Genomic DNA, 22613 nt, shown 5'->3' on the forward strand with positions numbered 1-22613 from the left:
TACCGCAAATTCCTCCCATCATCTGGAGGAGCCCTATGCGAAGGCATTGTGTGGTGACACATAAAATCCACCTGCCCCACGCCTAGCAAATCCATCCGCTTTTGCGACAGGGAAGCTCTTGAACCGCATCAACACAATCCACAATCACAACGGTGGTATTCCCCGATGGGGAAAGTGTGGCATATCGAGGCATACCATCCATTTTATCCGCTCCTTTTCAAACTGTGTTGCCCACTTGTTCCATCGAAAAATTTCTTGGCGGCTCTTCCCTTAATAAATGACGAACAAAAAAATCCCACCTGCGCCGCGTGACATAGGGATACTGATCGAGGAAGTGGCTGCCGTTGGGATAGAGCAGCATGTCAAAATCCTTGTCTTCATGGATCAGGGCTGCTGCCAGCTGAATGGTTGCCGAAGGATGCACATTGTCGTCCATATCGCCATGGATCAGCAGCAAACGCCCCTCCAAATTCCTGGCAAAGTTGCGGTTTGCCTGGTTGTGGTACGCCACCTCCGAATAGGGACCTACCCAGCGGTCACCCCAATGCGTATGGTACTTTGCCTGATCATGGTCGCCACTGAGGGATACCCCCACTTTAAAAAAATCGGGGAATTGTAGCATTGCACGCACTGTGGCGTAGCCGCCCCCCGAGCTGCCCCATATACCGACTCGGTCCAAGTCGACCCAACTATATTGCTCCGCAAGCTGGCGCAGAGCGCAGACATGATCCTCAATGCCGCAGCATTCCTCTGGCTTACCATAGGCCATATCGTGTATCGACTTTGTGCGAAGCGGGGTTGCCAGGCCATCGACAATAATGCCGATAAACCCGAGTTGGGCTAAGCTTTGCAGGCCTCCCATGGGATCCATATCAAAAACCTCGTGGAACTGAAACGCCTTGGGAGTATTGATGCGTTGGCTTCCGCCGTAAATATAGTCCACAACAGGATACTTTTTATTGGGATCAAAGCCGAAGGGCTTGACCATGATACCGTAGATGGGCGTGACTCCATCTCGGGCCAATACCCGGAACGGTTCGGGTTCTATATACCCTTTTTCCACAAGGCGGCTGACATCCGCTTCGGCCACCTTTGTGATGGGCGTACCGTCTGGCCGACACACAAAAGTTTCAGGCACAGCTTGAACGGTGGAATAGGTGTCAATAAAATAGCCCCCGTCAGGGCTGAACCGAGGAATGTGTTCGGCGGTTTGCTCGCTGATTCTTGTCAATTGTCCACTATCGAGATTTACCGCATATAAAAGCTGATAATAGGGGTCGATACCGGACTCCCGGCCGGAGGCGGTAAAATACAACGTCCTTGTATTCTTATTGTAGTGCCTCATTCGCCTGGCAGTATAAGGTCCTGGGGTCAGGTCGCGCTTTATCCTGCCGTCTGCGGCGTCAATGAGAAATAGGGAGGCGCATTCGTCCCTCTCAAGCAGCCAGATCAGCTCTTCGCTTTCCGGCAGGTAAAGAAGCCCTGGATCGTTGAATATCTCCTGTGAAGCAAATCCAAAGTATTCTGTAAACCCGAAGGTTTCATAAACCTGTTCAGCGGCTATGCGCGCGGTACAGGCTTCCATGTCAATCAGGACAGCCTGCGCTTTTTTAAAGTAACGGTCATAGCGTACAAGGTACGCTGTCTTGCCATCTCCCGTCCACTTCAGCTGGTCGTTTTTGGCGTCGAACATCGCCTGCGAAAAAAGAGTCAGGGGCTGTCCATCCAGCAAAACAGGCCGGAAATGCTTGCTCTCCACATCTACCAGATATACATGCGCTGTCAGGATTTCCGCGTCCGCCGGCATGGAATAAGGATAGCTGACTTCCACCGGAGCGGGGGTTTTGCTCAAAGGATCCGATTGTATCAGATGCAACCGACTGATCCCGCGGGTATCCGTTCGGTAGGTCAGAAAGCGTTTGGAATCCGGCGACCACTTTAAACCAAGGGGCAAAATCCTTGGCTCTTTGCTGATCAGCTTCTCGCTAATCATTTGGTACCGGCATGCGTAGGGCTGCAAATCGCTGCCATCGGTAGTCAATTGTGTAGTTTTCCCCGCACTATTGTCCCTGCAAAAGATGTTGCCCTCGTCTGTGTAGACTGAATACCTAAAATCGGGAGAGGTTGCTTCATATTGATCATAGAGCGGATATTCTTGCTTTTTGACAATGCCGCCTTTCAGCTCATAGCAAAACTCACCCTCCTCCCCGTTTATGGAGAAATACATGGTTTTCCTGTCAACCCCATGGATATTCACGGGCAACTCCAATGGCTTCGCATTCTCATGCCACACACCGAGTGCCTCAGCAAATGCCACATGGTCGAAAAGCCTGTACAGAGCCATATCCTCATGCACGTAACGCATATATTCCGTCCCTATTCCATCGCAGGACGACACGTCTTTGGCAAACCAGAAATCCCGGCTCCCCTTGATCCAATGCTCCGTTACGCGCTCGTTCAGAACGTGTTTCTTTCTGTTGGCAGCGTATATCCTTGCCGCTCGCTTATATGCTTCAAGCACTCACCCACCTCCTAATCCAAAATTCTGCCAAAAGCTTCATAATTATACGCCCCCGTGTAACACGCATGACACATAATGCTCCCCTCCCATATCGCGCAGCGGGATATCTTTGCCGGTACACTCAGCTTTAACATAAGGACATCTCGAGGCAAACCGGCAGCCGGGCTTCGGATTAATCGGGCTTGTCAGCTCTCCCTTAATAATCTCCGTTGGTGTTTCCCTAGCCTTTGCCGATGCGACGGGTATGGCGGAAATAAGAGCTTTTGTATAGGGGTGAAGCGGGTGTTCAAACAGCTCCCTAGAGGGCGCGCGCTCAATGCACTGACCGAGATACATAACAGCAATTTCTGTTGATATATGGCGTACAACGCTCAGGTTATGAGTGATAAACAGATAGGTCAAGCTCAGGCTCTCCTGCAAATCCATCAGGAGATTGAGCACCTGCGCCTGGATCGACACATCCAATGCACTCACCGGCTCGTCGCATACGATAAATTTGGGATGTACCGCCAGTGCGCGGGCAATGCCGACGCGCTGGCGCCTTCCGCCGTCCAGCTCGTGGGGATAGCTATTTTCGAGCCGCTGGGACAGCCCAACGGTTTCCATAAGCTCCAGAACGCGGGACTCTCTTTGCTTCCTGTCCCGGATGATCCCGTTCACCAGCAGAGGCTCGGCAATGGTTTTCTTGATTGAATGGCGCGGGTTGATGGAGCTGTAGGGATCCTGAAAGATAATCTGCATCTCTTTGCGCAGCGCCTTGAATTTGCGGGCGTCGCAATTGGTGATATCTTGTCCCTCAAAAAGGATTTGGCCGCCTGTCGCGGGCGCAAGCCCTAGGATCGTACGGCCGAGCGTTGTCTTGCCGCAGCCCGATTCACCCACGATACCCAAGGTGCTCCCCGCCTTTATCCGCAGGTCGACTGAGTCTACGGCATGGAGCTTGCCGCTTTCCACATTGAAATGTTTTTGCAGTCCAATTGTCTCTAGCAAAATCGGATTAGTATTCCCCATGATATCCCTCCTCCGATGCAAATATATGGCATTTTACAGCATGAGTCCCATTGATGTAAGCGACCGGTAAAACGGTTTTGCATATATCCATGCAATGCGGGCATCGCGGATGGAACTTGCAGCCAGCGGGCAGGTCTGTCGGGTCAGGCAACATGCCCTCTATTGGCCTCAGCCGTCTTACATTTCCGTATATATCCGGGATACTGCCAAACAGCCCATCTGTATAGGGATGATGGCGTTCTCCGACAAAAAAGTCTTCAAAGGTGCCATATTCCACAATCTCCCCGCTATAGATCACCGCGACCTTATCACAGGTTTTCGCGACTATGCCGAGGTCGTGGGTAATCATCAACATGCTCATATCCAACCGGTGCTTGAGCTCTTCCATCATAGCCAGCACTTGGGCCTGAATAGTGACGTCAAGCGCGGTTGTGGGCTCGTCGGCGATCAACAGCTCGGGGGAGCAGGCAAGCGCCATTGCAATCACGACGCGTTGCTTCATTCCACCACTGAACTGGTGGGGATATTCTTTTTTCCTTTCAGGCGGAATACCAACCAGCCCCAGTATTTCATTGATGCGCTCCCCAAGCGCCTTGGAATCCAGCTTATCGACATTGTGCAGGAAAAGGGCTTCCTCTATTTGCTGTCCGATTGGAATGACGGGATTCAGCGCAGTCATGGGATCCTGGAATATCATGGAAACTCTTCCCCCCCTGATTGCCTGCATCTCCGCTTCGCCCAGCTCCAGCACTGGAACGCCGTCGAAGGTGACCGAGCCGTTCAGTATCCTGCCCGTGCGTTCCGGAAGCAGCCGCAATATGGACAGTGCGATGGTGGTCTTGCCAGCGCCGGTCTCCCCAACGAGTCCCAGCGTTTCCTTGCGCCCAAGGCTCAGGCTGATGCCGTTGACCGCTTGCACCGTACTTTTGCCGCTTGTATAGACGACCTCGAGATCCTTGATTTCCAACAGGTTGTTACTATCCAAAGTCCACACCCCCTATTCCTTCATACGGGGATCAAGCGCCTCGCTCAGGCCATCCCCTAACAGGTTGAAACTGACTGCTGTGAGTACAATGGCCAATCCCGGAAAAACGACGATATGCGGGTAGGTGCGCATATACTTGAGCGCGTTGCTCAGCATGGCGCCCCATTCTGGGTCCGGCGGCTGTATTCCCATTCCAATGAAGCTCAGTCCGGCGGCAGCCATGATCAGCCCGGCCACGTTCATGGAGGCGTTCACAATAATCAGCCCGATGGCGTTGGGCAGAGCGTGCACAAAAATTGTGCGCGCATTTGAGACACCTATGGCCCGCGCTGCTTCAATATAGTCCTGCCCCACAACGGAGAGCACAATGGAGCGCACAATCCTGGCAAAGCTGGGGATGGACGAAATAGTGATTGCGATGATCAGGTTTTGGAATCCTACTCCGAGCACGGCGACAAGGCTGAGTGACAGCAAGATGCCCGGAATACAGATGACGGCATCCAGAATGAAGGTGATGACCGCATCCACTTTACCGCCGAAAAAGGCAGACACTGCCCCTAGGATCGAGCCGAAAACCACTGAGAGAATGGTGCAGATAATGCCGAAGGCAAGGCTGTATCTGGCGCCGTAGAGGACGCGCACCAGGATATCGCGACCCATATCATCCGTCCCGAAGGGGTGACTGGCGCTTGGGCTGAGCAGCCGCTGGGCGGGATTGGTTTCAATTACAGTGCTGTAGCTGACGGCAAACTCCGTCATGATCGCGGCAACGATGATGACAGCGATTACAATGAGTCCAAACATCGCAGACTTGTTGCGCCTAAGCCGATGCCACATGTCTGCGGTGGGTGAAATCGGCTTTCCTAATGAGGGCTGATTCATAGCAGTGATCATTCCTTTCCTCTTTCAAGAATCTGGTCTCCTTGCCCATGCTAGGTCGGAGGTCATTCATCTAGCATCAACCCAAGCGATTTTTCAGTCTCGGATCCACTACGACCTGAATGATATCCACGGCAAGCATTATCAGCTTGTACAACACCGCCAGAAAAATAGTGACGGCCATAATGACCGGAGTATCCTTCATATGCACAGCTTTGATGATGATATTGCCAATACCCGGAAGGCCGTAGATTATCTCGATAATCAACGCTCCTCCAAGCAACCAGGCAAATGTCATCCCCAGTACGGTGATAATCGGCATCAGCGCGGGTTTGAGGGCATGGCGCATAATCACCCGCAGCTTTCCTGCCCCCTTGGCCTTGGCGGTGCGGATATAGTCCTGCCGCATCGTCTCCAGCATGGATGTTCGGATCAGCCGGGCCAGAAAAGCCGCGTTTGGCAGAGCAAGGGTGATGACCGGCAGCACATAATGCAGCGGGGAGCCTGCTCCCATCGAGGGAAGTATGCCGAGCCCTAGTGAAAAAATCAGGATAAGCACAAGTGCCAGGAAAAAGCCCGGCACGGAAGCCAGCAGCAGCGCTGTAACGGTTAGGCTGTAGTCGAGGACGCTGTATTGCTTGACTGCCGATACAATTCCCAGGGGAATGCCGATGATGGACATTGCAACAACCGCCAGCAGCGCAAGGGTGAGTGTCGTCGAGAACTTGGCAAATATTTCTTCAAAGACGGGCCGCCCGCTGCGGTATGAATCACCAAAATCAAGCTTTGACACGTCCAGTAAGTATGTTCCGAAACGTTCCAGCATCGGCCTGTCCATTCCAAGCTCGTGATTCAACTCTGCGACCGCTTTCGCATCGGCGTCCTTCCCCAGGATAACGCGCCCGGGATTTCCTGGAACAACGTTTAGAATGAAAAAGATGATGAAAATAACGACGATCAAGGTCGGTATAATGTGAAGAATTCTTCCTATCGTGTATCTCAGCATGACAGTTCTCCTCCTCTCCGGCCCGGTTTCAGTTGAAACTCCACGTCAACGTCACCCGGGGCTTGAATCTCGATCTTTTCTCCCAATAGATATTTCTTAAAAAACGAAAGGTGGAGGTCGCAGAGGATGGCGCGTACCTGCTCCGGATCCTTTTCCCCAACAGCCGGATATACTTTTCCGGCAAGCTTCCCGATGATCCCCCGGTCGGTAAATCCGATATGTCCGACGTTGCTGATGCTGATCCGATAGGCGTCGGCGGAGTTTCGCCGGTACATATCCCGAAGTATCCGGCCTCCGTCGGTTCCGCTGAACGTCATAAAGGGTTTGCCGATATCCTTGCCAAAGCTACTGCCCAGCTGTGCGCCGTCCATATTGATGCCACAGGCAAACAAATCATAAGCGGCGCAACAGTTCGCCGCCGTGGCGCCGCCGAAGGAATGTCCCCCCAGCCCAATGCCTTTGGTGAAATCCACCCCGCGGTACAGGAAGCTGGTGGGATCGGCATTCAGGGTGTCAAGATATTCCGCCGCCTTCAGAGTATGTCTCTCCCATATATCTGCGCTGTCGTTGAGGTTGCCGTTGTGAATGGCGTGAAATTTAGCCGCAAGTTCGGCAAGTTCGTTTTCAAAAGCTGTCCCTTCCTGTACACATGCCACTTCATTCAGAAGCTTTTCCGCCATGTCGAGCATTTGGGGCTCAAATACGTAATCGATATACTTCTGTTCCTTGGGGATGTATGTACCGTCAGGCAGCATCACTGACGCTTCTCCGGTATGCCCGATGGACGCCACCACAAAACCAAAGCTTGCCAGGTCCGTGCATAGCAACGTATTGCTCATCTCATACGTTAGGTAACCATGGCTGAATATCAGCAGAGGAAACGGGCCATCCCCTGAAAGCGCCGCGTCCTTGAGGCATTTGGTATCCACCCGATCGAGTCCCATGGGCTCTAGTACCTGTGGGAACGCGTAAGCAGCTGGTGCACCTGCGCTATCTACAGCCGGATAGTAAATGGTCAACGAGAGCGGAGTCGAAATATTCTCAATTGAGAATGGATACGATGTGTGCCTCAGACCCACCGGGTAATTCCCGGCGGGTCCGGGCAGCTCGATGCGCTTCACCGTTGCGCTCCCGTTTTCAGCTTGATATCACCAAAGTACAGGCATAGGCTTCCGGCGCCTGCCTTACTGTTATAGTCAAAATCCGAGTTAATGATATAGGCGAAGGGTGTATCGAAAAGGTTACTAACATCAGCGCGCTCATAAAGGATTTCAAGTGCCTTCCCAATTAACTCTTTGCGTTTCCCCTCGTTCGTTTCGGTCTGCATCTGTTTGATTAAAGCATCATAATTCGTATTTTTATCCATATGCTCGCCGTAATTGGCCCCTGTGCTACTCATGGATATCAGCATGGATTCCAGGGTGCCTGAGAACGAGCCGTACGGCACAATCGTCAACTCCAGTTCACCTTTCTCGAGCTTGTCAAACCAAGCGTTGCCGTCCAACTGTTCAATCTTTGCATCGATACCGATCTTCTTCAGGTCGCTCTGAACGGATTCGGCCAGAGCGGTCTCCTGCCAAATTGTTATGGTAATGGGACTCCCGTCATAGTGGGACTTGCTCAGGTAATCCTTTGCCAGCTTCTCGTCGTATAGCGGACCATAGGATTTATCCGCAAAATCTCCCATAAGGCGTTTAGCGAACAGGTTCACGGCGGGATCACCGATATTTTCATTGGCGAGGGCGACGGCGTTTACGCGATTCACTGCGTGAAAAATGGCTTTGCGAAGATTGTGATCCTGTGCCAGCCTGTTGCTGAGGGGAAGGAGCGTATTGGCGGACCATGAATTTTTCTCCAGAACCACCTCAGCCTTGTCGTTACTGTCGAATACCGACAGCTGGCTGATAGGCGCGCCCATGAACATATCGGCCTCGCCTGTTTGGATCGCAATGACGGCAGTGGAAGGGTCAACAGGTGGTTTAACAATAATGTTCTCCACCTCGGCTTTGCCGAGGTGATAACCGTCGTAGGCCTTAAGCGTGATCGTCCCGCCGTTATCCTTCGAGACAAACTTGTAAGGGCCACTGCCCACAGGTGCTTTCTCAAATGCGGCGGGATCCTTTTCATAGACTACCTTGGGAATGATAAAGATGTTTTCGATGCCGAACGTGAACAGGTTGACGTATGGCGCCGTTTTGTAAAAAGTAACGGTATGATCGTCATTTTTCTCATAGGAGGCAATGCGGGATTTGAAGCCGTAGGAATAAGTGCCCTTAAAAAACAAATCCAATGAGAATATGACGTCGTCAGCCGTCACTGGGGTACCGTCATGGAATTTCGCATTTGGGTCCAGATAGAAAACCGTTTTTTCTCCAGTATCGTCCCAGCGTTTCGCCAGCATTGGGGCAATATTGCCGTCGGTATCCATCTTTACAAGTCCGTCATAGATCGCATGCATCACATTGGGCTCGCAAAGACCGATATCCAGTGGAACCAGCGAATCACTTGGCGCAAAAGCAATGTAAGTCAAGGTATCTCTGCTGACGCTTGGCTTGCTGCATGCACCCAGACCTGTTACAAGTGCAATAAATAGCAGGATTGCCAGTAATCTTTTCATAAATATGCCCTCCACATTAGCTTATTTTAGAACGGCTTCCATCGAAGCAAGTTGGCAAGGCTAATCCAAACTTCCAGGATGGCGTGTTTGTCATTCAGCGGAATCAGGCTTCATAATGCCGTACCTGAAAAAGGATTGATAGAAATTTCGCGCGATTTCGGAACAGAGCTCCACATCCTCCAGTGAATTAAGCCCCATCTCCCTGAAATAGAGCTGAAGGTTGTACATGGTAGTGCCGTACATGTAGGCGATCAAATCCGGGTCAATATCTTCTCGCAGCATTCCCCCATACTTCAGCTTGAGAAGTTCCTTTAAAAAGACACTTTTTGTCGCATCTTTGTATTTGCCGAAATAGAGCTTTAGGAGCGTGCTTTCAGGTGCGTTGCGTATCGTATGAATCAGCCGACGGTCCGCCAGGGATCTTTCGCCTTTCTCTTCTTTGGGATTGCGGATGAAGTCTTCCGACAGTTCGTCATAGTCGCCGTACCAGTTCAGAAACGTGATAAATAGATCTTCTTTGTCTTTGAAATAACGATAGAATGTCGCCGCAGGCAATGAAAGCTTATCGGTGAGTATCTCCATCGAGATTTCATCGAACGAATACTCGCTGAACAAATCCTTTGCCAATAAAAAGATTGCTTCTTTTTTTTCATCCGAAAGTAGTTCGAAATTTTTCTTAGGCATTTTTTCATAACTCCATTCCAAAATGATAATTTTAATATCCATAGATTGTGAATTTATCATATTGTAGAATAATTATGAAAATTAATCAACAAATATCAGCTCGATTTATGAATAGCGACAATTCTTTAGGCCTTTAATTCGGCATATGAGCTTTAGGTATCGATAATCGTCCTTTTTGCATTTTGGGCGAAGCTTTTCATAAAAATCGAATGAAAAAAGCAACAACAGTGAATCGTTTTCCAATGGCAGGCGGACAGTGATCTCTTAAGAAACCACGATACGAACCATATTCCACGATTGCTTGTTGTTGCTTGTTGTTGCTGCTTGATGGAATTGACAGCTCCGATTTCGACAACGACGGATGCAGCTACTTCTCCTTATTCTAGCTTGACGGAAATGTCCAACGGTTCAACACCCGCAAACACGATATATCCGTCACAGGTAAGGGGCATATCCTGATGTAAAAGCTCATCATAATGGATGCTCAAATCATTTTTCAGCATCATGACACGCACAGACCAGGATTTGGCGATCTGGAGTTTTTTCCCCGCTGCAATTTTGTAGACCAGATTACTGCATGGCTTGTCAGATACAATGCGTCCATTCTTCAGAAATACAAGGGTATCCGAATCCACATACTCAAACCCGCCGCTGTAAATCAGCTCCCTGCCATCCCTTTCAAATGCAAAAGGCGCGAAGGTGTTGTGGGAGCCAGGGTATCCGGGAGCATCCAAAATGTGTCCTGTCTCATTGTCATTTCGGGTTATGACCGGTACGGTATAGTAAGGGCTGCAATGAAACAGCAGAATGCCGCTCCCTTCGAATTGCTCGATGATCAGTCCTCCTGCAGGCTGGTAATCGCCAGGATGCATGTTGCATGCCAGATAAGTTTTCCCCGTTCTGTTCCTCCACTTCTCATGGAGGCTGGGAGTCTCTTCCAAATCAACTTTCTGCCCAATCACCATGGTCTCTGAGGCCGTCTCGATCAGTAGGTAGCGCCTGCCCCCCTGCTCCCGGAAGCGCAGCACCCCGTCGTCAGATACAAACCCATCCCCAAAGTACACCGCTTTTTCTACATAGGGAATCCACCCCGAACAGCGCTCATACCGTTCCACCGTGATGAAATCCCTGCCCGTAGCAACCCGATAGATGGCGCTTGCCGACATAAAAACTCCTTGAAACCTCTCTAGGTGGACTTCGTGGGAAGTAACCGTTTCTGGCTTCAGCAGCGGCTTCCGGCGTGCCGTTCGATTTTGCCGCATCTCAATATATTGGGCACATAATTCACAAAGAATGTCCAGGGGATCCAACTGCGTATCTGAGGTGGTGGAAATCGCCGCTGAGAATCCATATTCCCTGCTTACCAGAAGATAAGCGGCATATTGAACAGTCCCCCCTCTCTTGCCCAGCGCGCCGGGCCCAAAATCAAACTCTTTATGTAAAAAATTCACCGTGTCCCAGCCCAGTCCCTGATCCTCCGCAAGGAGCATACCCTGCGGCCTTGCGATCTCCTGGATGCTCTCATCCGCCAGGATACCACAGGCATCTAGGAACAGGTGCCCCACTCTGGCACAATCGAGAAGATTGGTTACGATTCCCCCAGAACCTATCGCCGTGACATATTCCGCGGGGCAGTTCTTCATATGGATCGCCTGTTTCAATCCGTTAGCAGGGTTCCCGTCGCCTGTGGAGCCTGCTCCCGCCGGGGTGGTTATATATTCCCTGATAAAATCCATGTATTCTCTGCCCGCAACTGCCGCAACCGCCATCTCCGCCAAGCTAAACCCATCATTGCAATAGGTGGAAAAGGCTCCGGGGTCTGCCTTGAGGGAGGCTTTAGAAAAATAGTCATATCGCTCGTCATAGCAATTGGAAAAAAGCCACTGGGCGGTAATATCATTTCTGGCGCAAGACCCCGGCAAGCCCGACGAGTGATTTAGGCACATCCGCAGTGTGATGCTGCGATGCCGGGGATCCCGCATGGTGAAACGAGGCAGATATTCCACAACTGGAGTATCCAGAGCCAGCCTCCCCTGTTCCACAAGCTTCAGCACCGCCATGGCGCAATAAACCTTGGAAACAGAGGCGACTCCAAATCGATCGTTTATGGTGACAGGCGAGTTGTCATCTGGGCTTCTTCCAACCGCCGCGGCGGCAGCATGGTTTCCGCCTATAATCGCTACACTGGCAGCGGTTCCACTGGCAGATACTTTTTCCTGTAAATAGCGTTGCATGTGCAAAGAAAAATCTTTTTCCATACAAAATCCAATTCCCATACAATCCCTCTTTCACATTAGTATATTGATATTTTAATATGACAGCATCATTTACTGGAGCCGCAGTTGAATATTCTGGATTTAACCTCGATGGTAACACTTTCGCCTCTATGAGGAAAGAACCGCTTCTGCCAAAACTCCAGTATCTAGACATACAAGATTTTCAATGTCACGTAAGTAGTAAGGCGCGTCTCTGACTAGCCGTCCCGAATTTTGTATGGATTTTGTCGGGGACTTTTTAATATCTGCCTGTATCCAACTCTCAACAAAAAAACCACCTGTGAGGTGGTTCGTGGCAATGCTGTATTCAACTCTCGATACTCGTTAGTCTTTTACTTCGCTTCAAGGGAAATATATTTCGCCGTCGTCGCTACTGACATCAAAAAATCCTACCTTGTGTTTTAACGCTAATTCCCGCATAGTCGAATAGGCTTCCTCAGCTACAGAATAAGCAAAAGCCGCATAGATGACGGCAGACCCAAGCGAATAGTCGGTCAAGCGGTTATCAGTTCCTGCTTCCTCCATAGCTTCAAAAATTTCATCATCTACATTCATATTGGGAAAATGCTCAGACAGCTCACTGTAAAAGCGCTGCAGCGCCTCCGAACAGACCGAAGAATGCTGATATTCATGATCTTCCGACCATTGCACTTGCTGCTCATACCAATCCATAAACGCCTTCCTTTCCTTCGGCGCTTTGGACGGCTCAAAAGCCATTAAATCATAGCTCATTTGAATTCCTCCATATTTAGATATGTGTAATTTATTTCCATTGTACAGATTACTTGTCCCTCGTCTATCCATCTTTCATCTCAATTTTGCAGGGAAGACTAGATTTCGTGCTTAATCATGTAAACATCGGTTAATTGTCAACATCGTCTTGTTTAATGAAAAATAAAAAGGCACTCAGATCATACCGAGTGCTTTGGCAATTTGAGCAATTACATCTTTTTTACTTTCGTAATACTGGTCCTTTGTTAGTCCAAGTTCTAAGTAAACGTTGATGTCTTTAACCCTTGAAGTGCTGAGATACTTTACTGGTTGAAGAAAAGACAATTGTTCTTGTATCTGTGCCCTCATCTTCCAGTTCCTTCTCGTGGTATGCCCCTGGTATAATGTTTTTGCCGAACATATATGCGCGCTCCCTGTTGGGGGCTATTTTTATGCATTTATAATCTCTTACACTAATTTACAGAAGATCTGTAGTCTTTCAACACTCGCATTGTTATAATTTGGATAAATTGCAATCGAAAAGGGGAAAGAAAGATGGGACCTGATGATGTAGATTGTCTAGACCTAAAGATAGAAGCTCTCCGGAACGAACTTAACTCGTTTGCGCAAATTTGCAGTCTAACAGGTCCGATAATAATCTCTTTGAGTCAAAGAATAGATTTCTACTTGAACATTCGTACCAAGATACTTTCTCAAGATCAACACCCCATTAGTCAGGCTAATCGGTAGTTATTTCAACGCCAGATATTAACTTCTGAAGTAATGGTGTAAAATAAATACGATTCTCGCAATACCAAATTTTAGATACAATTACTACTATTAATGTTAAGGTGCATCAAAGTTAGCAGAAGAGGATAGAGAAATTTTTGGTGACTATAATATCGATCGCGTAGATGAGCTTCGAACGGAATAACCCAACGCACTTCGTTCATCTGTTTTAATTAGATATTACAGTAACTTAAAAAACCCCTTGTTTTTAGAATCGAAACCTTTCCACATGTTCACATTAACCACATAAATGAAATTGTTTTTGAAAATGAACTTTCAAGACAAGTATTTGATGACATGAAAACGTTTGTGAAGTCTCTTTTTAAAGATATTCAGGAATTTAAAGAAGCTCATAAATTGATGTTTTAATTTGCCCCCTTTAAGGGGGTTTATTTAATTTCTCTATGGGTAAATAGATGCCTTTTGTATTTGCCAATAATTAACAGTAATGTTAAAATGGAACCGCTACTAACCGGAAAAAATAGGTGGGAGTATTATGCTTACGTATTTTAAAGGCTGTACTGGTTCGCTAATTGGTGCAACTTTGATCTTCTTTTTACTAATCAATGATCCACTTGAAAACATAAAACTTCTATCACTCATTACTCCCTTCATTTTTATTGGAGGAATTTTTGGCTTTTTTCTCTTAAAAATTCTCCATTCAAAGAACATATCGAGTTTCTGGTTAAGTTTACTTTGTTTTGTTCTATTAGGTGAATTCTTTGCCCTAATCCTTCATTATTTCCTACCTTTTCCATGGATTCTAAACCTTATGACAGTAGTTGGCTCTGCAACATTTTTTCTAGTACATCAGATTAAAAATGCTGCTTTTTCACTTTTTCTTGCATTCATTGGCCCACTGTCTTCACTTACTCTTGGATTTGCTACTAGACACATGTAATGTTTTGTTAATCTCAGCTTTTTGAAAAAATGATCACAGAAGCTTATAGTTTTAGTTAGCAGCGCTGGAATTCTTTCAGACGGTTACTTCTTTAGTACAATCCCTGAAATTCTGGTTAAACAAGTATGTCAAGGCAAAGGAATTGGAAAGAACCTAATGGAACTTGCCTGGGACGCATCGCCTACATCCTTGATCTTTGGGAGATATAAAAAATCGCTTCAGTTGTTTGTCAAAAGGAAGACAAGACCTTAAATAACTGAACACAATGGGCATTCTGAAAACACTCCTGCTCTCCAAAATATGGAGATATTCATCTAATTGGAGGTGTCCCTTTATGAAAGAGAATCCTGACCACGATCAACGTCATATAGCTCCAGAAATTCAGCCTTTCAACAGCGTAACTGATCATTATCAAAAGATAGTGGGCATGCCCATCCGACCGGCTGATATCAAAAAGTTGCCAAAACCTATTCGTTGGTTTGGTTATTTTGTTTTTTCATGCGTACTCATTGGTGGATTTATGTTTTTAATACTGTTGGTTATACAAAGCTTTAAATGAACTGTTTTAACAAAATTCAAATTAAGTTATATCCCGAAACTACTGGTACTTTCATCGCATAATAATAGGAAGAGGGGATTCTCATTCGAGGAACTACACGCCTTGCTGGATATTTAAGCTATATGTTTATTGTTTATTTCATACTGAACGCACTCATGCAATATGAGCTCGTATTAGTTGAACGAGCTAAGGAAACATTCAATTCCTTTCCGTCAAACTTATACAGTTCGCTTTATCCAACATTGATCGGGTTACTGTTCGCCCTTCCAAAATTTGTTCAAGTAATTAAAGCAGAGGGTCGCTGGAACTTTGATTGGATAAGAATCGTAGCCGTTGGAATACCTACCCTTTTCGGAGCTACTGTAATTCTCATCTACTTCTCGCCATTAGGGACATACTTTCCTTCCATTTCGATTCTCTCGGTTGGAACAAAGTTTTCCACTATTTGCGGAATAGTTTTGGGCTACTTAATTCTCTCATGTTTCCAAAAGTCAAATATCGATCCTTAAATCGGAAAAAATTAGGTGACATTTTCCTTTTTAAAGCATAACTATTGTGTTTAATAATTCACTCAGGATAATCTATGCAAGCCTCCCTTCATTTCCGCATAACAAGCAATTGCTACACACTTTGTTCATCCCTTTTACCTCCATACATTTTGTATAATCACATTCCATTCTCTATTGAGAATCATATTGATCTGAGGTGAAAATGTGCTGCTCATAGTCCACGTCCTAACCATCTTAATTGCCATGTTCCTTATAGCTCGATTGGCAAGTCTTTTTGGTGGCAAATGGAGTCCCTTTGCGAAAACAAATTGGAAGCAAGATTTCACTGCAGCACTTATCGGGACGATGATTCTCATTTGGGTTAGTTATTTTTGAACATTATGTTAATATTACAAATCTGTAACACGAGACAACATTATTGATTTAAGCACGTCAAACAAGTAACAACTTATTTGAGTTGAATACCTTTGTGGATTTAGCTATCTGCTGTCGTCAAGAACATTCTCCTTGGGATCTAAGGAGTTCATGTTTTAATATTTGTCTTAGTGCATAGTGGTACTGTTGATGGTAGTAGGTCTCCAAGTACTTATACATGAGATGAGCAATGCACTTAGAGATTCAACTAATATCAATCGTGGCGTTGTCGGCTCCATACATTTAGTGTTCGTGAGCGCTCTGATTTTTTTACACGGCATCCGTTTGTGTAGGATCGATGGCGTGAGATGCCCCCATTCGTTCTCTTAGCTGGAATCGGGATGAAACCTATTTTTTATAGCAAGAAAAAAGAGAAAGAGCTACGGTTTGTTCGCAGCTCTTGGGCAATATCGGTCCGTATCATTTTTCTATAAGTTTCTCTCTTTTTTACGCACTGATCCTTGTCAGTTTCTCCTGCTGTTTATAGACTTGTCCAGTTAGCCTTTGATGCAAATAATAGCCCAGCCCCGTGAGGATCAGGCAAATTGCTGATTGGAAGTATTCTGGCGGCGTTACTTGATAGATAAAGAATCCGATCACTGTCCAAATGAGTGCCGGTACATTCCAGCCGTTTGTGTAGCGGTAGATGCCATGATCATCAAAGAGCTGGTCGACAACCAGCCTTCCTTTTTTCACCAACACATAATCAGTTATCAAAATAGCAGCCAATGGCGCGTAGAAAATTCCGGAGACCGTCATCGTCGCTTGCATTTTATCTAGCATCATTGGGAAAATGGACAAGCCGACGCCAATGACGGAAACGATCAGCGTGGCCCAAAAGCGGCCGAGCTTTGGAATCATATTTACAACCGAGAGCGATCCGGTATAGATGTTCAAGACGTTGATCGTCCAGTTATCCAGCACGACCAGAAGCAGGATGATGAATAGGGCTATGCCGCTGCTCGCAATAGAAGCTGCTCCCTCCAGCCCATTTGGCACTTTTCCGAGTGTTGCAGCCGCAGAATAAGCGCCGACAAACGCTGAGGTAAATGTACCGATGCACGCTGCTGCCATGGTGCCGATCCACATGTCAACGCGGGTTCGCGAGTAGCGGCAAAAGTCCGCCGCATCTGTGGTCATCGACAACCAAATCGCTGTCAATGAGTTCAAGGAAACGATGAATGCGCCCCACCCCCAACCGATTGTTCCTTCATATCCGAACACTTTGGGTATCGCATAGTTCGGATCATCATGGGTCATGAACAGATAACAGACGAAAATCAGTGCGATAAGTTTGATTGGCAGTGCCACGCGAGATAGAAACTTAAGCCAGTTGTAACCGAAAGTGGCAATAACAATTTGGAATATTGCAAAAGTTAAGCTTACAGCGATAACGCTCACTTCCGTCTGAAACAGCTTGTTGATGACCACTACGATAGCGGCCGCCCCCACGATGGTTTGAATGGAAAACCAATAGATGGCCGTGATCGCACGAAAAAGCGACACTGTGTATTTTGATCCTCTGACGCCATAGACCATCCGCGTTGCAACCGCACCTGATACGCCGTGATCAACGCCTATCGTAGCCATGACGAGATAAGCGCCAAACGCGACCGCGATCCCCAGGATAACGGAGGTAATCGCCGCCCAGAATGATAAGCCAGACGCAACCGCAACGCCGCCAATCAGAATCATGCCAGGATTCATTAAAAAATTGATAACCATGAAAAAAATGTCATACCATTTCACTGTTCTCTTTTCTTCAGGGACTTGTTCGATTCCATACTGCTCTACGTTTTTCGGTTGGCGATATTTTTTGAACACATCTTTATCAGTATGAGCACTCTGATTTATTTCCACGCGCTTTAACACTCCTTTTCTTTTTCGTCACCGCCTAAAATTCCATACCATTTCAACGCTGACAAAATCAGCACCTTCGTCACCTCGAACAGCGAGTCTAGCTCCACGTACTCGTCTGGCCCGTGCGGTTGCGCACCGACCGGCCCGTAAATCACGCCCGGAATGTTGCGACCTGCATACCAGGCCACATCGCACACGGCTACAAATCCTTGATACACCGGTGAGATTCCAAATGCTGCTTGACCGTCGGCAATGATTTTGACGATATCATGATCCAATGGCGTATTGACTGGCGGGAAGTCAACACCACGCAGCCCCCATTCCACTATAGGCGGATTTTCGCGCAGCCAGCTGTCGGTAATGGCCGCTGCACTAACTGCTGCTTCAAATTCTCGCTTGATGTCTTCCGAGTTCTCCGTCGGCAAATACTTGATGTCGTACTCAATGACGCAATAATCCGGAATAATCGCTGGATTCGTTATCGTTTCAGGAATGCCGTTTTTGACACCTGCTCCCGCCAGCATAACGCCCGCGTTGATCGCGTTTGCCCCTGGAGGCAGCAGCGGGTGACGTCGATTCAAACCCCAGTCTCGTTCCAGCTCCGAGGTTGCCTGAATGATTTTCATTGCCTTCTCAATCGCATTCACGCCGGTCCGCTCATAACCGGGATAAATGTGACGATAGCGCCAAGCCGAGTGTCCAGCGACTCCTTTTACCGAAACCCGCGCCCAATGAAGTCCGCCTTCTACCGGATTGACGGTGCCGTCGGTCGGTTCCGTGACGATTACGCCGGCACCGCGATACCCGCGGTCCAGCACAGCGCGAGTGCCAGCTCCGCCGTTCTCTTCATCAATGACGATATGGAGATCCAGATCAGAGTTCAATTCCACTCCCAATTCCGAGAGAAACTTGGCCACCATGATATTGCTCACCACTCCCGCCTTCATGTCCATGGAGCCTCTCCCATACAGCCTGCCTCCATGAATCTCAGCCTTCCAGGGATCGACGCTCCAGCGACTCATGTCCCCTTCCGGAACGACATCGACATGGCCATTCAGGATAAGCGTTTTGTCTCGAGATTTTCCTTTTATGGACGCCACTACGTTGGGTTGTCCCTCATATACATCCCACTTATCTACGGTAAGTCCCATCGAAAGCAAGTAATCCTTCAGGAACTCCTGTAGCTTGTCACTTTCACTCGCTTCAGGTCGCTCCAAAAAATTCGGATTCACACTTTTGAAACGAACCAGTTCTTGCAACAGTTCGACGATATGCTGCTGATTGTGCTCGACCCATTCCTGTACGATTCCTTTCCAATCTTTTGCCGCCATATTGATTCCTCCCTTTTTCAAATTAAGCCAATTCGCCACCATCAATCGGAATCTGCTGTCCCTTGATTTAAGCCGACGATGTGCTCGACGCTCCGATTCGGTGCGTAACGACCTCCTAGGCGATCGGTTCACAGGAAAAAAATTTTGCAAGACGCTGCATCGTGATCTGCATATACATATTGGTCCCCGAAAACGGAATTTTGGGGTTGGTGCAGTTTGTTTCTTTAAACATATCGGGTAAAACGGATAATGAGAGCTTCTGCACAATCTCTGTCACTGTCATCTGTGTAGATTGAAGCAGGTAAGAGTGGGCATGAACGTCAATCGCCTTGATACCGCGCAAATCAACTGTCACTGTTTTCTTCCTCCTTTATTTCGAACTCGCAAGAAAAGATTTGCAACAATTATGCCATCGTTGTTTTCGTGTAAAACCAGCAATTTAGACGCTCATTTTGCGACAGAAATTTTTCAGTGAAAAAATTTAACGAAAAATATTTTTCAGAACATTTTAAATCAAATCTATTTTCTGAACGAATCGTTTTGAATTATCCTGTTCACTGTACGTCCTTCAAGCAGGCTCATCCCCCTGACCATTGCCCATTTCCAGCATCGGTTAGCGAATATCCAGTTTTATCACGGAGATTTGGTTCAATCGAAGAAATACTTTCTGGAGTCAATGGACGCTTGCTTGCCGACCAACAATTACGGGCTGATCGCGTTTAACCTAAGCATGCTGGGCCAGGTTTACCGATTCATGAACGATTTGGACATAGCCATCTATTATATCAAGCAAAGCCTGTCATATTCGGAGCAATATCGCATCTCCTACACCCAGATGCATTCTCTCTGGAACCTGTCCGAAATCTATTTGGCGAAAAATGATCTGAACAAGGCCGGGCCGCTCATTCATCAGACACTTGAAATCTCCAGACACTGTGACGAGGCTTCAAAGGTATTTCCGTACAGCTCGATGGTGAAGCTCCTGCGTTTGCCGGGTGAGTACACACAATCATTTGAATGGGGAAAAGATGCGCTGAGTCACGCCAACAGGTTTGATATTGAGCCGGATATCGGCTGGATTTACATGGAGCTGGGGCGTACCTATTTGGAGGCTGGACATGCTGAAGAAGCTCATTTCCATCTGAGAAAAGCGGAAGAGAAGCTGACGCGCCAGCTCAATCCAATTATTCAACGGAGTATCCCCTTCCCATTGAAGATACTGATACCCTTACCCGGTTCGCTGATCACTAATTCATGGACTTGAAAATGCCGGATTTGCATTTGCAGTCTAATTCGCCCGCTATTACCGCAGGAATAAGCTTGCCAAACGTCGGTGGAACGGATTTTGATGGAAATTTAAGATTTCAAGGTGAGATTGTGGATATCGGTGCCTATGAAGCGAAGTAATGTTCGATTTAGCGAGTGTGTTGTTTTCCGATTCGTCCATAGATCAAGGAATGTAACACATACTCTACTACATCGCAAACGCCTGTTATCTTAAGACTCTCGGACTTCATAGGCATTGCGCGATCTATTTGAAATTCGGCCATTTCACTCCTGCCCAAGTTATCTCATTCTCCATCATTAAACGGTCGCACGCCTTTCTTGACGGCAAAAGAGATGACAAAGAAGTCATCTCTCCAACTAGAGGTTACTTTTAGGTTAGAATTACGCCTCTTCGAATAGTCGCTCACCCCGGTGCAGCCGAGTAGCAATACGGGCGATATGCGGCTGTTCACGGGGTGTGGGCGCATGGACCGCCAAATAGCGGGTTGCCGCCAGAAGCATTGTTTCTCCAGCACGGATGGCGAAGGCGTCGTTGCGTGTTGCCCATAGCTCATATTCGACGACCGCCGCTTCGTACATTTGAAACGAATGGAATTCGGCATCTTCGCGTAAGAGCGCATGACCTAAAGTATTAAGCAGAGCGTTAGGGTCGCCGCCTGCGTGAAGGAAGCCGGCTGTCCAGCGGGCAGCTTCGTTCACTTGCTGGCGTTGATCCAAAATTTCAAGCAGCCGCTCCGGATTGGTAGTGTCGACGGCGGGGACGGCCGAGGCATCCGGACGTTGTGCGGAAGGTATATTCAAAAAACGGTCCAAATAAATTCTGATTAACCCGTGATAGATCGCCCGAATGAGCAATGGATGGTTCGAGCGACGCAAACGCTCATGCATGGCATGGTTATACGTAAAGGTATGCAAAACGGAGATCCAATCCCCGAAATCATTCTGGGTATGGAAGCGGACGATTCGTTCCGCTGCGGCCAAAGTAACCAGTTGGGCCAGGTGGGCTGGATGTACGCCGGAATTCAAGAGCTCTGTCACAAGGTTCACCGTTTCAAGGGGTTCATCGCTTAACAGCTGTTTCACGATTCTCTCCTCATCTGCTGCGGAAATATCCGTAAATGGCTCGGCCAAAGAAAAGCTATCCAGCTGGGCGAAAACTTCCTTTAGGGGGTCGACCAGATCAACTGGGGACTGCCACTGATGTAGTTCCTCGCTCCGGGTCGGATTGGCGAGGAGCCGAACCAGTGAGGTCAGCGTCTGATCGGTGTGCGCTTCGCCGATAAGGCCAATCGCTTCATAGGCTTTATTATGGAAATCGAAGGTATGGCCACCGTCCAAATAAAAGTGGTCAGTCACCGCTATCAACATCATCTCCGAAAGCTGCTCCAGAGAAGTCCCCTGGTGGATCGCCGTGAGCAACACTCTTTCAGCCCCTTGTGTGTCGCGGACCTCGATACAGTTGCGGTACCATTCCGTCAGACGCTCGAACGGAACGTCAGCCACCGGTAGCGGCTTTAGAAGATGCCGAGCTGCGGCACCGGAGCTGTTGCGAGCCACATGAAGCAACCCTTGATAAAGAGCGAGTATCGTTCCTGCTTTATCTAACTTCGGCAGTACATTGGCCATCGCGGTAAGGATGGTGAGCCCAGAATTCCAGCCTCTTCCATAGACGGTACCGAATTTGATGCCAACCTCCATGATTTCCGTTGCTGGAACGCCGGCTTCCACTAATCCGACGACAGCTTTGGCAATCACAAGACCCAGATTTTGCTCCAGTCCTTCCCGCAATCGAAGCTTGTATTTCTCAATGCTGTTCGTCTGCTTTGGATGCGGATTCACCCAAACTACCTCTTTTTCCACTTTCACTTCATAGGATGGAACATCGTCCGCCCACGGATCCAACGTTCCACCGCTACAGACGTCAAAGCGAGCATGATGCCAATGGCAGGTGAGTATCCCGTCGCACAAGCTACCCATATGCAAGGGAAATCCCAAGTGTGGACAGCGATTATCTACGGCATAAACCTGTTCCTCATGATAAAACACGGCGATCCCGCCGTGGATTACCTTATGGCCCTTCTCTTGGATCGACGCCAGTGTACCCGCGTTGATCCACGGCTGGCTTTGGGTTTGTTGCATTCTTACCCCTCCTTAATAATCTGTATTTTCAAACAAATTTATCACCACTTATTAACATTGTCAACATTTTAATTTGTAATGTATGGTATTGTCGCTGGTAATTAATCTTATGTAAAGTACTAGGGACAATTTGC

At 47.8% G+C, this 22613-nt stretch carries 19 protein-coding genes; 5 read left to right on the forward strand and 14 right to left on the reverse strand.

Annotation, left to right across the window (positions count from 1 at the left end; genetic code table 11):
- Positions 1–217: 217 nt before the first annotated feature.
- From ADS79_RS16525 to ADS79_RS16570, 10 genes are all read right to left on the reverse strand, one after another.
- Positions 218–2521: a S9 family peptidase gene (locus tag ADS79_RS16525; RefSeq protein WP_049739519.1), complete on the reverse strand. Its 2304-nt coding sequence runs from the start codon at positions 2519–2521 to the stop codon at positions 218–220.
- A 42-nt stretch (positions 2522–2563) separates the two neighbouring features.
- Complete coding sequence (locus ADS79_RS16530) at positions 2564–3532, reverse strand: ABC transporter ATP-binding protein (protein WP_049739520.1); 969 nt, start codon at positions 3530–3532, stop codon at positions 2564–2566.
- Entirely contained in the window at positions 3519–4517 is a 999-nt protein-coding gene (locus ADS79_RS16535) for an ABC transporter ATP-binding protein (protein ID WP_049739521.1), read from the reverse strand. Before ADS79_RS16535 ends, ADS79_RS16530 begins: the two co-directional genes overlap by 14 nt.
- A 12-nt stretch (positions 4518–4529) precedes the next feature.
- Positions 4530–5411 (reverse strand): ABC transporter permease, encoded by an 882-nt coding sequence (locus tag ADS79_RS16540; RefSeq protein WP_201783410.1) that lies wholly within the window; start codon positions 5409–5411, stop codon positions 4530–4532.
- Between the two features lie 64 nt (positions 5412–5475).
- A complete protein-coding gene (locus ADS79_RS16545; RefSeq protein ID WP_049739522.1) occupies positions 5476–6402 on the reverse strand; it encodes an ABC transporter permease in 927 nt (308 codons plus the stop codon).
- Positions 6396–7523, reverse strand: coding sequence for an alpha/beta hydrolase family protein (locus ADS79_RS16550; RefSeq protein WP_049739523.1), 1128 nt, complete (start codon positions 7521–7523; stop codon positions 6396–6398). The genes ADS79_RS16545 and ADS79_RS16550 overlap by 7 nt, the downstream gene beginning before the upstream one ends.
- Positions 7520–9019, reverse strand: coding sequence for an ABC transporter substrate-binding protein (locus tag ADS79_RS16555; RefSeq protein WP_049739524.1), 1500 nt, complete (start codon positions 9017–9019; stop codon positions 7520–7522). Before ADS79_RS16555 ends, ADS79_RS16550 begins: the two co-directional genes overlap by 4 nt.
- A 90-nt stretch (positions 9020–9109) precedes the next feature.
- Positions 9110–9703: a TetR/AcrR family transcriptional regulator gene (locus tag ADS79_RS16560; protein ID WP_049739525.1), complete on the reverse strand. Its 594-nt coding sequence runs from the start codon at positions 9701–9703 to the stop codon at positions 9110–9112.
- Positions 9704–10080: 377 nt separating this feature from the next.
- On the reverse strand, positions 10081–11979 hold the full coding sequence (locus ADS79_RS16565) for a serine hydrolase domain-containing protein (protein WP_049739526.1): 1899 nt from the start codon (positions 11977–11979) through the stop codon (positions 10081–10083).
- A gap of 342 nt (positions 11980–12321) precedes the next feature.
- Positions 12322–12711, reverse strand: coding sequence for a hypothetical protein (locus ADS79_RS16570; RefSeq protein ID WP_049739527.1), 390 nt, complete (start codon positions 12709–12711; stop codon positions 12322–12324).
- A gap of 534 nt (positions 12712–13245) precedes the next feature.
- On the opposite strand from ADS79_RS16570, the gene ADS79_RS36710 reads away from it, so the two are divergent.
- The 3 genes from ADS79_RS36710 (at position 13246) to ADS79_RS16585 (ending at position 14939) form a co-directional block, all read left to right on the forward strand.
- A complete protein-coding gene (locus tag ADS79_RS36710) occupies positions 13246–13440 on the forward strand; it encodes an aspartyl-phosphate phosphatase Spo0E family protein (protein ID WP_049739528.1) in 195 nt (64 codons plus the stop codon).
- A gap of 535 nt (positions 13441–13975) precedes the next feature.
- Positions 13976–14380, forward strand: coding sequence for a hypothetical protein (locus tag ADS79_RS16580; RefSeq protein ID WP_049739529.1), 405 nt, complete (start codon positions 13976–13978; stop codon positions 14378–14380).
- A 334-nt stretch (positions 14381–14714) separates the two neighbouring features.
- The gene (locus tag ADS79_RS16585; RefSeq protein WP_049739530.1) at positions 14715–14939 is read left to right on the forward strand and encodes a hypothetical protein; all 225 of its coding nucleotides are present in this window, start codon (positions 14715–14717) and stop codon (positions 14937–14939) included.
- 1370 nt (positions 14940–16309) lie between these two features.
- Here the strand turns inward: ADS79_RS16585 and ADS79_RS16595 are convergent.
- The 3 genes from ADS79_RS16595 to ADS79_RS16605 form a co-directional block, all read right to left on the reverse strand.
- Positions 16310–17722, reverse strand: coding sequence for a purine-cytosine permease family protein (locus tag ADS79_RS16595; protein ID WP_049739532.1), 1413 nt, complete (start codon positions 17720–17722; stop codon positions 16310–16312).
- 5 nt (positions 17723–17727) lie between these two features.
- On the reverse strand, positions 17728–19053 hold the full coding sequence (locus tag ADS79_RS16600; protein WP_049739533.1) for an ArgE/DapE family deacylase: 1326 nt from the start codon (positions 19051–19053) through the stop codon (positions 17728–17730).
- 115 nt (positions 19054–19168) lie between these two features.
- On the reverse strand, positions 19169–19408 hold the full coding sequence (locus ADS79_RS16605; protein WP_049739534.1) for a hypothetical protein: 240 nt from the start codon (positions 19406–19408) through the stop codon (positions 19169–19171).
- Between the two features lie 333 nt (positions 19409–19741).
- Here ADS79_RS16605 and ADS79_RS16610 point away from each other — a divergent pair, with 333 nt between their 5' ends.
- On the forward strand, positions 19742–20317 hold the full coding sequence (locus tag ADS79_RS16610; RefSeq protein ID WP_328136577.1) for a tetratricopeptide repeat protein: 576 nt from the start codon (positions 19742–19744) through the stop codon (positions 20315–20317).
- Between the two features lie 2 nt (positions 20318–20319).
- The gene (locus ADS79_RS36715) at positions 20320–20460 is read left to right on the forward strand and encodes a choice-of-anchor Q domain-containing protein (protein ID WP_420835288.1); all 141 of its coding nucleotides are present in this window, start codon (positions 20320–20322) and stop codon (positions 20458–20460) included.
- Positions 20461–20721: 261 nt separating this feature from the next.
- Here ADS79_RS36715 and ADS79_RS16615 read toward each other — a convergent pair whose 3' ends face one another.
- Positions 20722–22479 carry a Rieske (2Fe-2S) protein gene (locus tag ADS79_RS16615; RefSeq protein WP_049739536.1) on the reverse strand — a complete coding sequence of 586 codons (1758 nt, stop codon included), beginning with the start codon at positions 22477–22479 and terminating at the stop codon, positions 20722–20724.
- Positions 22480–22613: the final 134 nt, after the last annotated feature.

The organism is Brevibacillus reuszeri (genome assembly GCF_001187725.1).
Classification (GTDB): Bacteria; Bacillota; Bacilli; order Brevibacillales; family Brevibacillaceae; genus Brevibacillus; species Brevibacillus reuszeri.

Bases quoted from the DNA above. Each gene is read 5' to 3' on its own strand.
- ADS79_RS16545 (WP_049739522.1), bottom strand. From the start codon at position 6,402: ATGCTGAGATACACGATAGGAAGAATTCTTCACATTATACCGACCTTG.
- ADS79_RS16555 (WP_049739524.1), bottom strand. From the start codon at position 9,019: ATGAAAAGATTACTGGCAATCCTGCTATTTATTGCACTTGTAACAGGT.
- ADS79_RS16560 (WP_049739525.1), bottom strand. From the start codon at position 9,703: ATGCCTAAGAAAAATTTCGAACTACTTTCGGATGAAAAAAAAGAAGCA.
- ADS79_RS36715 (WP_420835288.1), top strand. From the start codon at position 20,320: ATGCCGGATTTGCATTTGCAGTCTAATTCGCCCGCTATTACCGCAGGA.
- ADS79_RS16615 (WP_049739536.1), bottom strand. From the start codon at position 22,479: ATGCAACAAACCCAAAGCCAGCCGTGGATCAACGCGGGTACACTGGCG.
- ADS79_RS16570 (WP_049739527.1), bottom strand. From the start codon at position 12,711: ATGAGCTATGATTTAATGGCTTTTGAGCCGTCCAAAGCGCCGAAGGAA.
- ADS79_RS16565 (WP_049739526.1), bottom strand. From the start codon at position 11,979: ATGGGAATTGGATTTTGTATGGAAAAAGATTTTTCTTTGCACATGCAA.
- ADS79_RS16540 (WP_201783410.1), bottom strand. From the start codon at position 5,411: ATGATCACTGCTATGAATCAGCCCTCATTAGGAAAGCCGATTTCACCC.
- ADS79_RS16600 (WP_049739533.1), bottom strand. From the start codon at position 19,053: ATGGCGGCAAAAGATTGGAAAGGAATCGTACAGGAATGGGTCGAGCAC.
- ADS79_RS16530 (WP_049739520.1), bottom strand. From the start codon at position 3,532: ATGGGGAATACTAATCCGATTTTGCTAGAGACAATTGGACTGCAAAAA.
- ADS79_RS36710 (WP_049739528.1), top strand. From the start codon at position 13,246: ATGGGACCTGATGATGTAGATTGTCTAGACCTAAAGATAGAAGCTCTC.
- ADS79_RS16585 (WP_049739530.1), top strand. From the start codon at position 14,715: ATGAAAGAGAATCCTGACCACGATCAACGTCATATAGCTCCAGAAATT.
- ADS79_RS16580 (WP_049739529.1), top strand. From the start codon at position 13,976: ATGCTTACGTATTTTAAAGGCTGTACTGGTTCGCTAATTGGTGCAACT.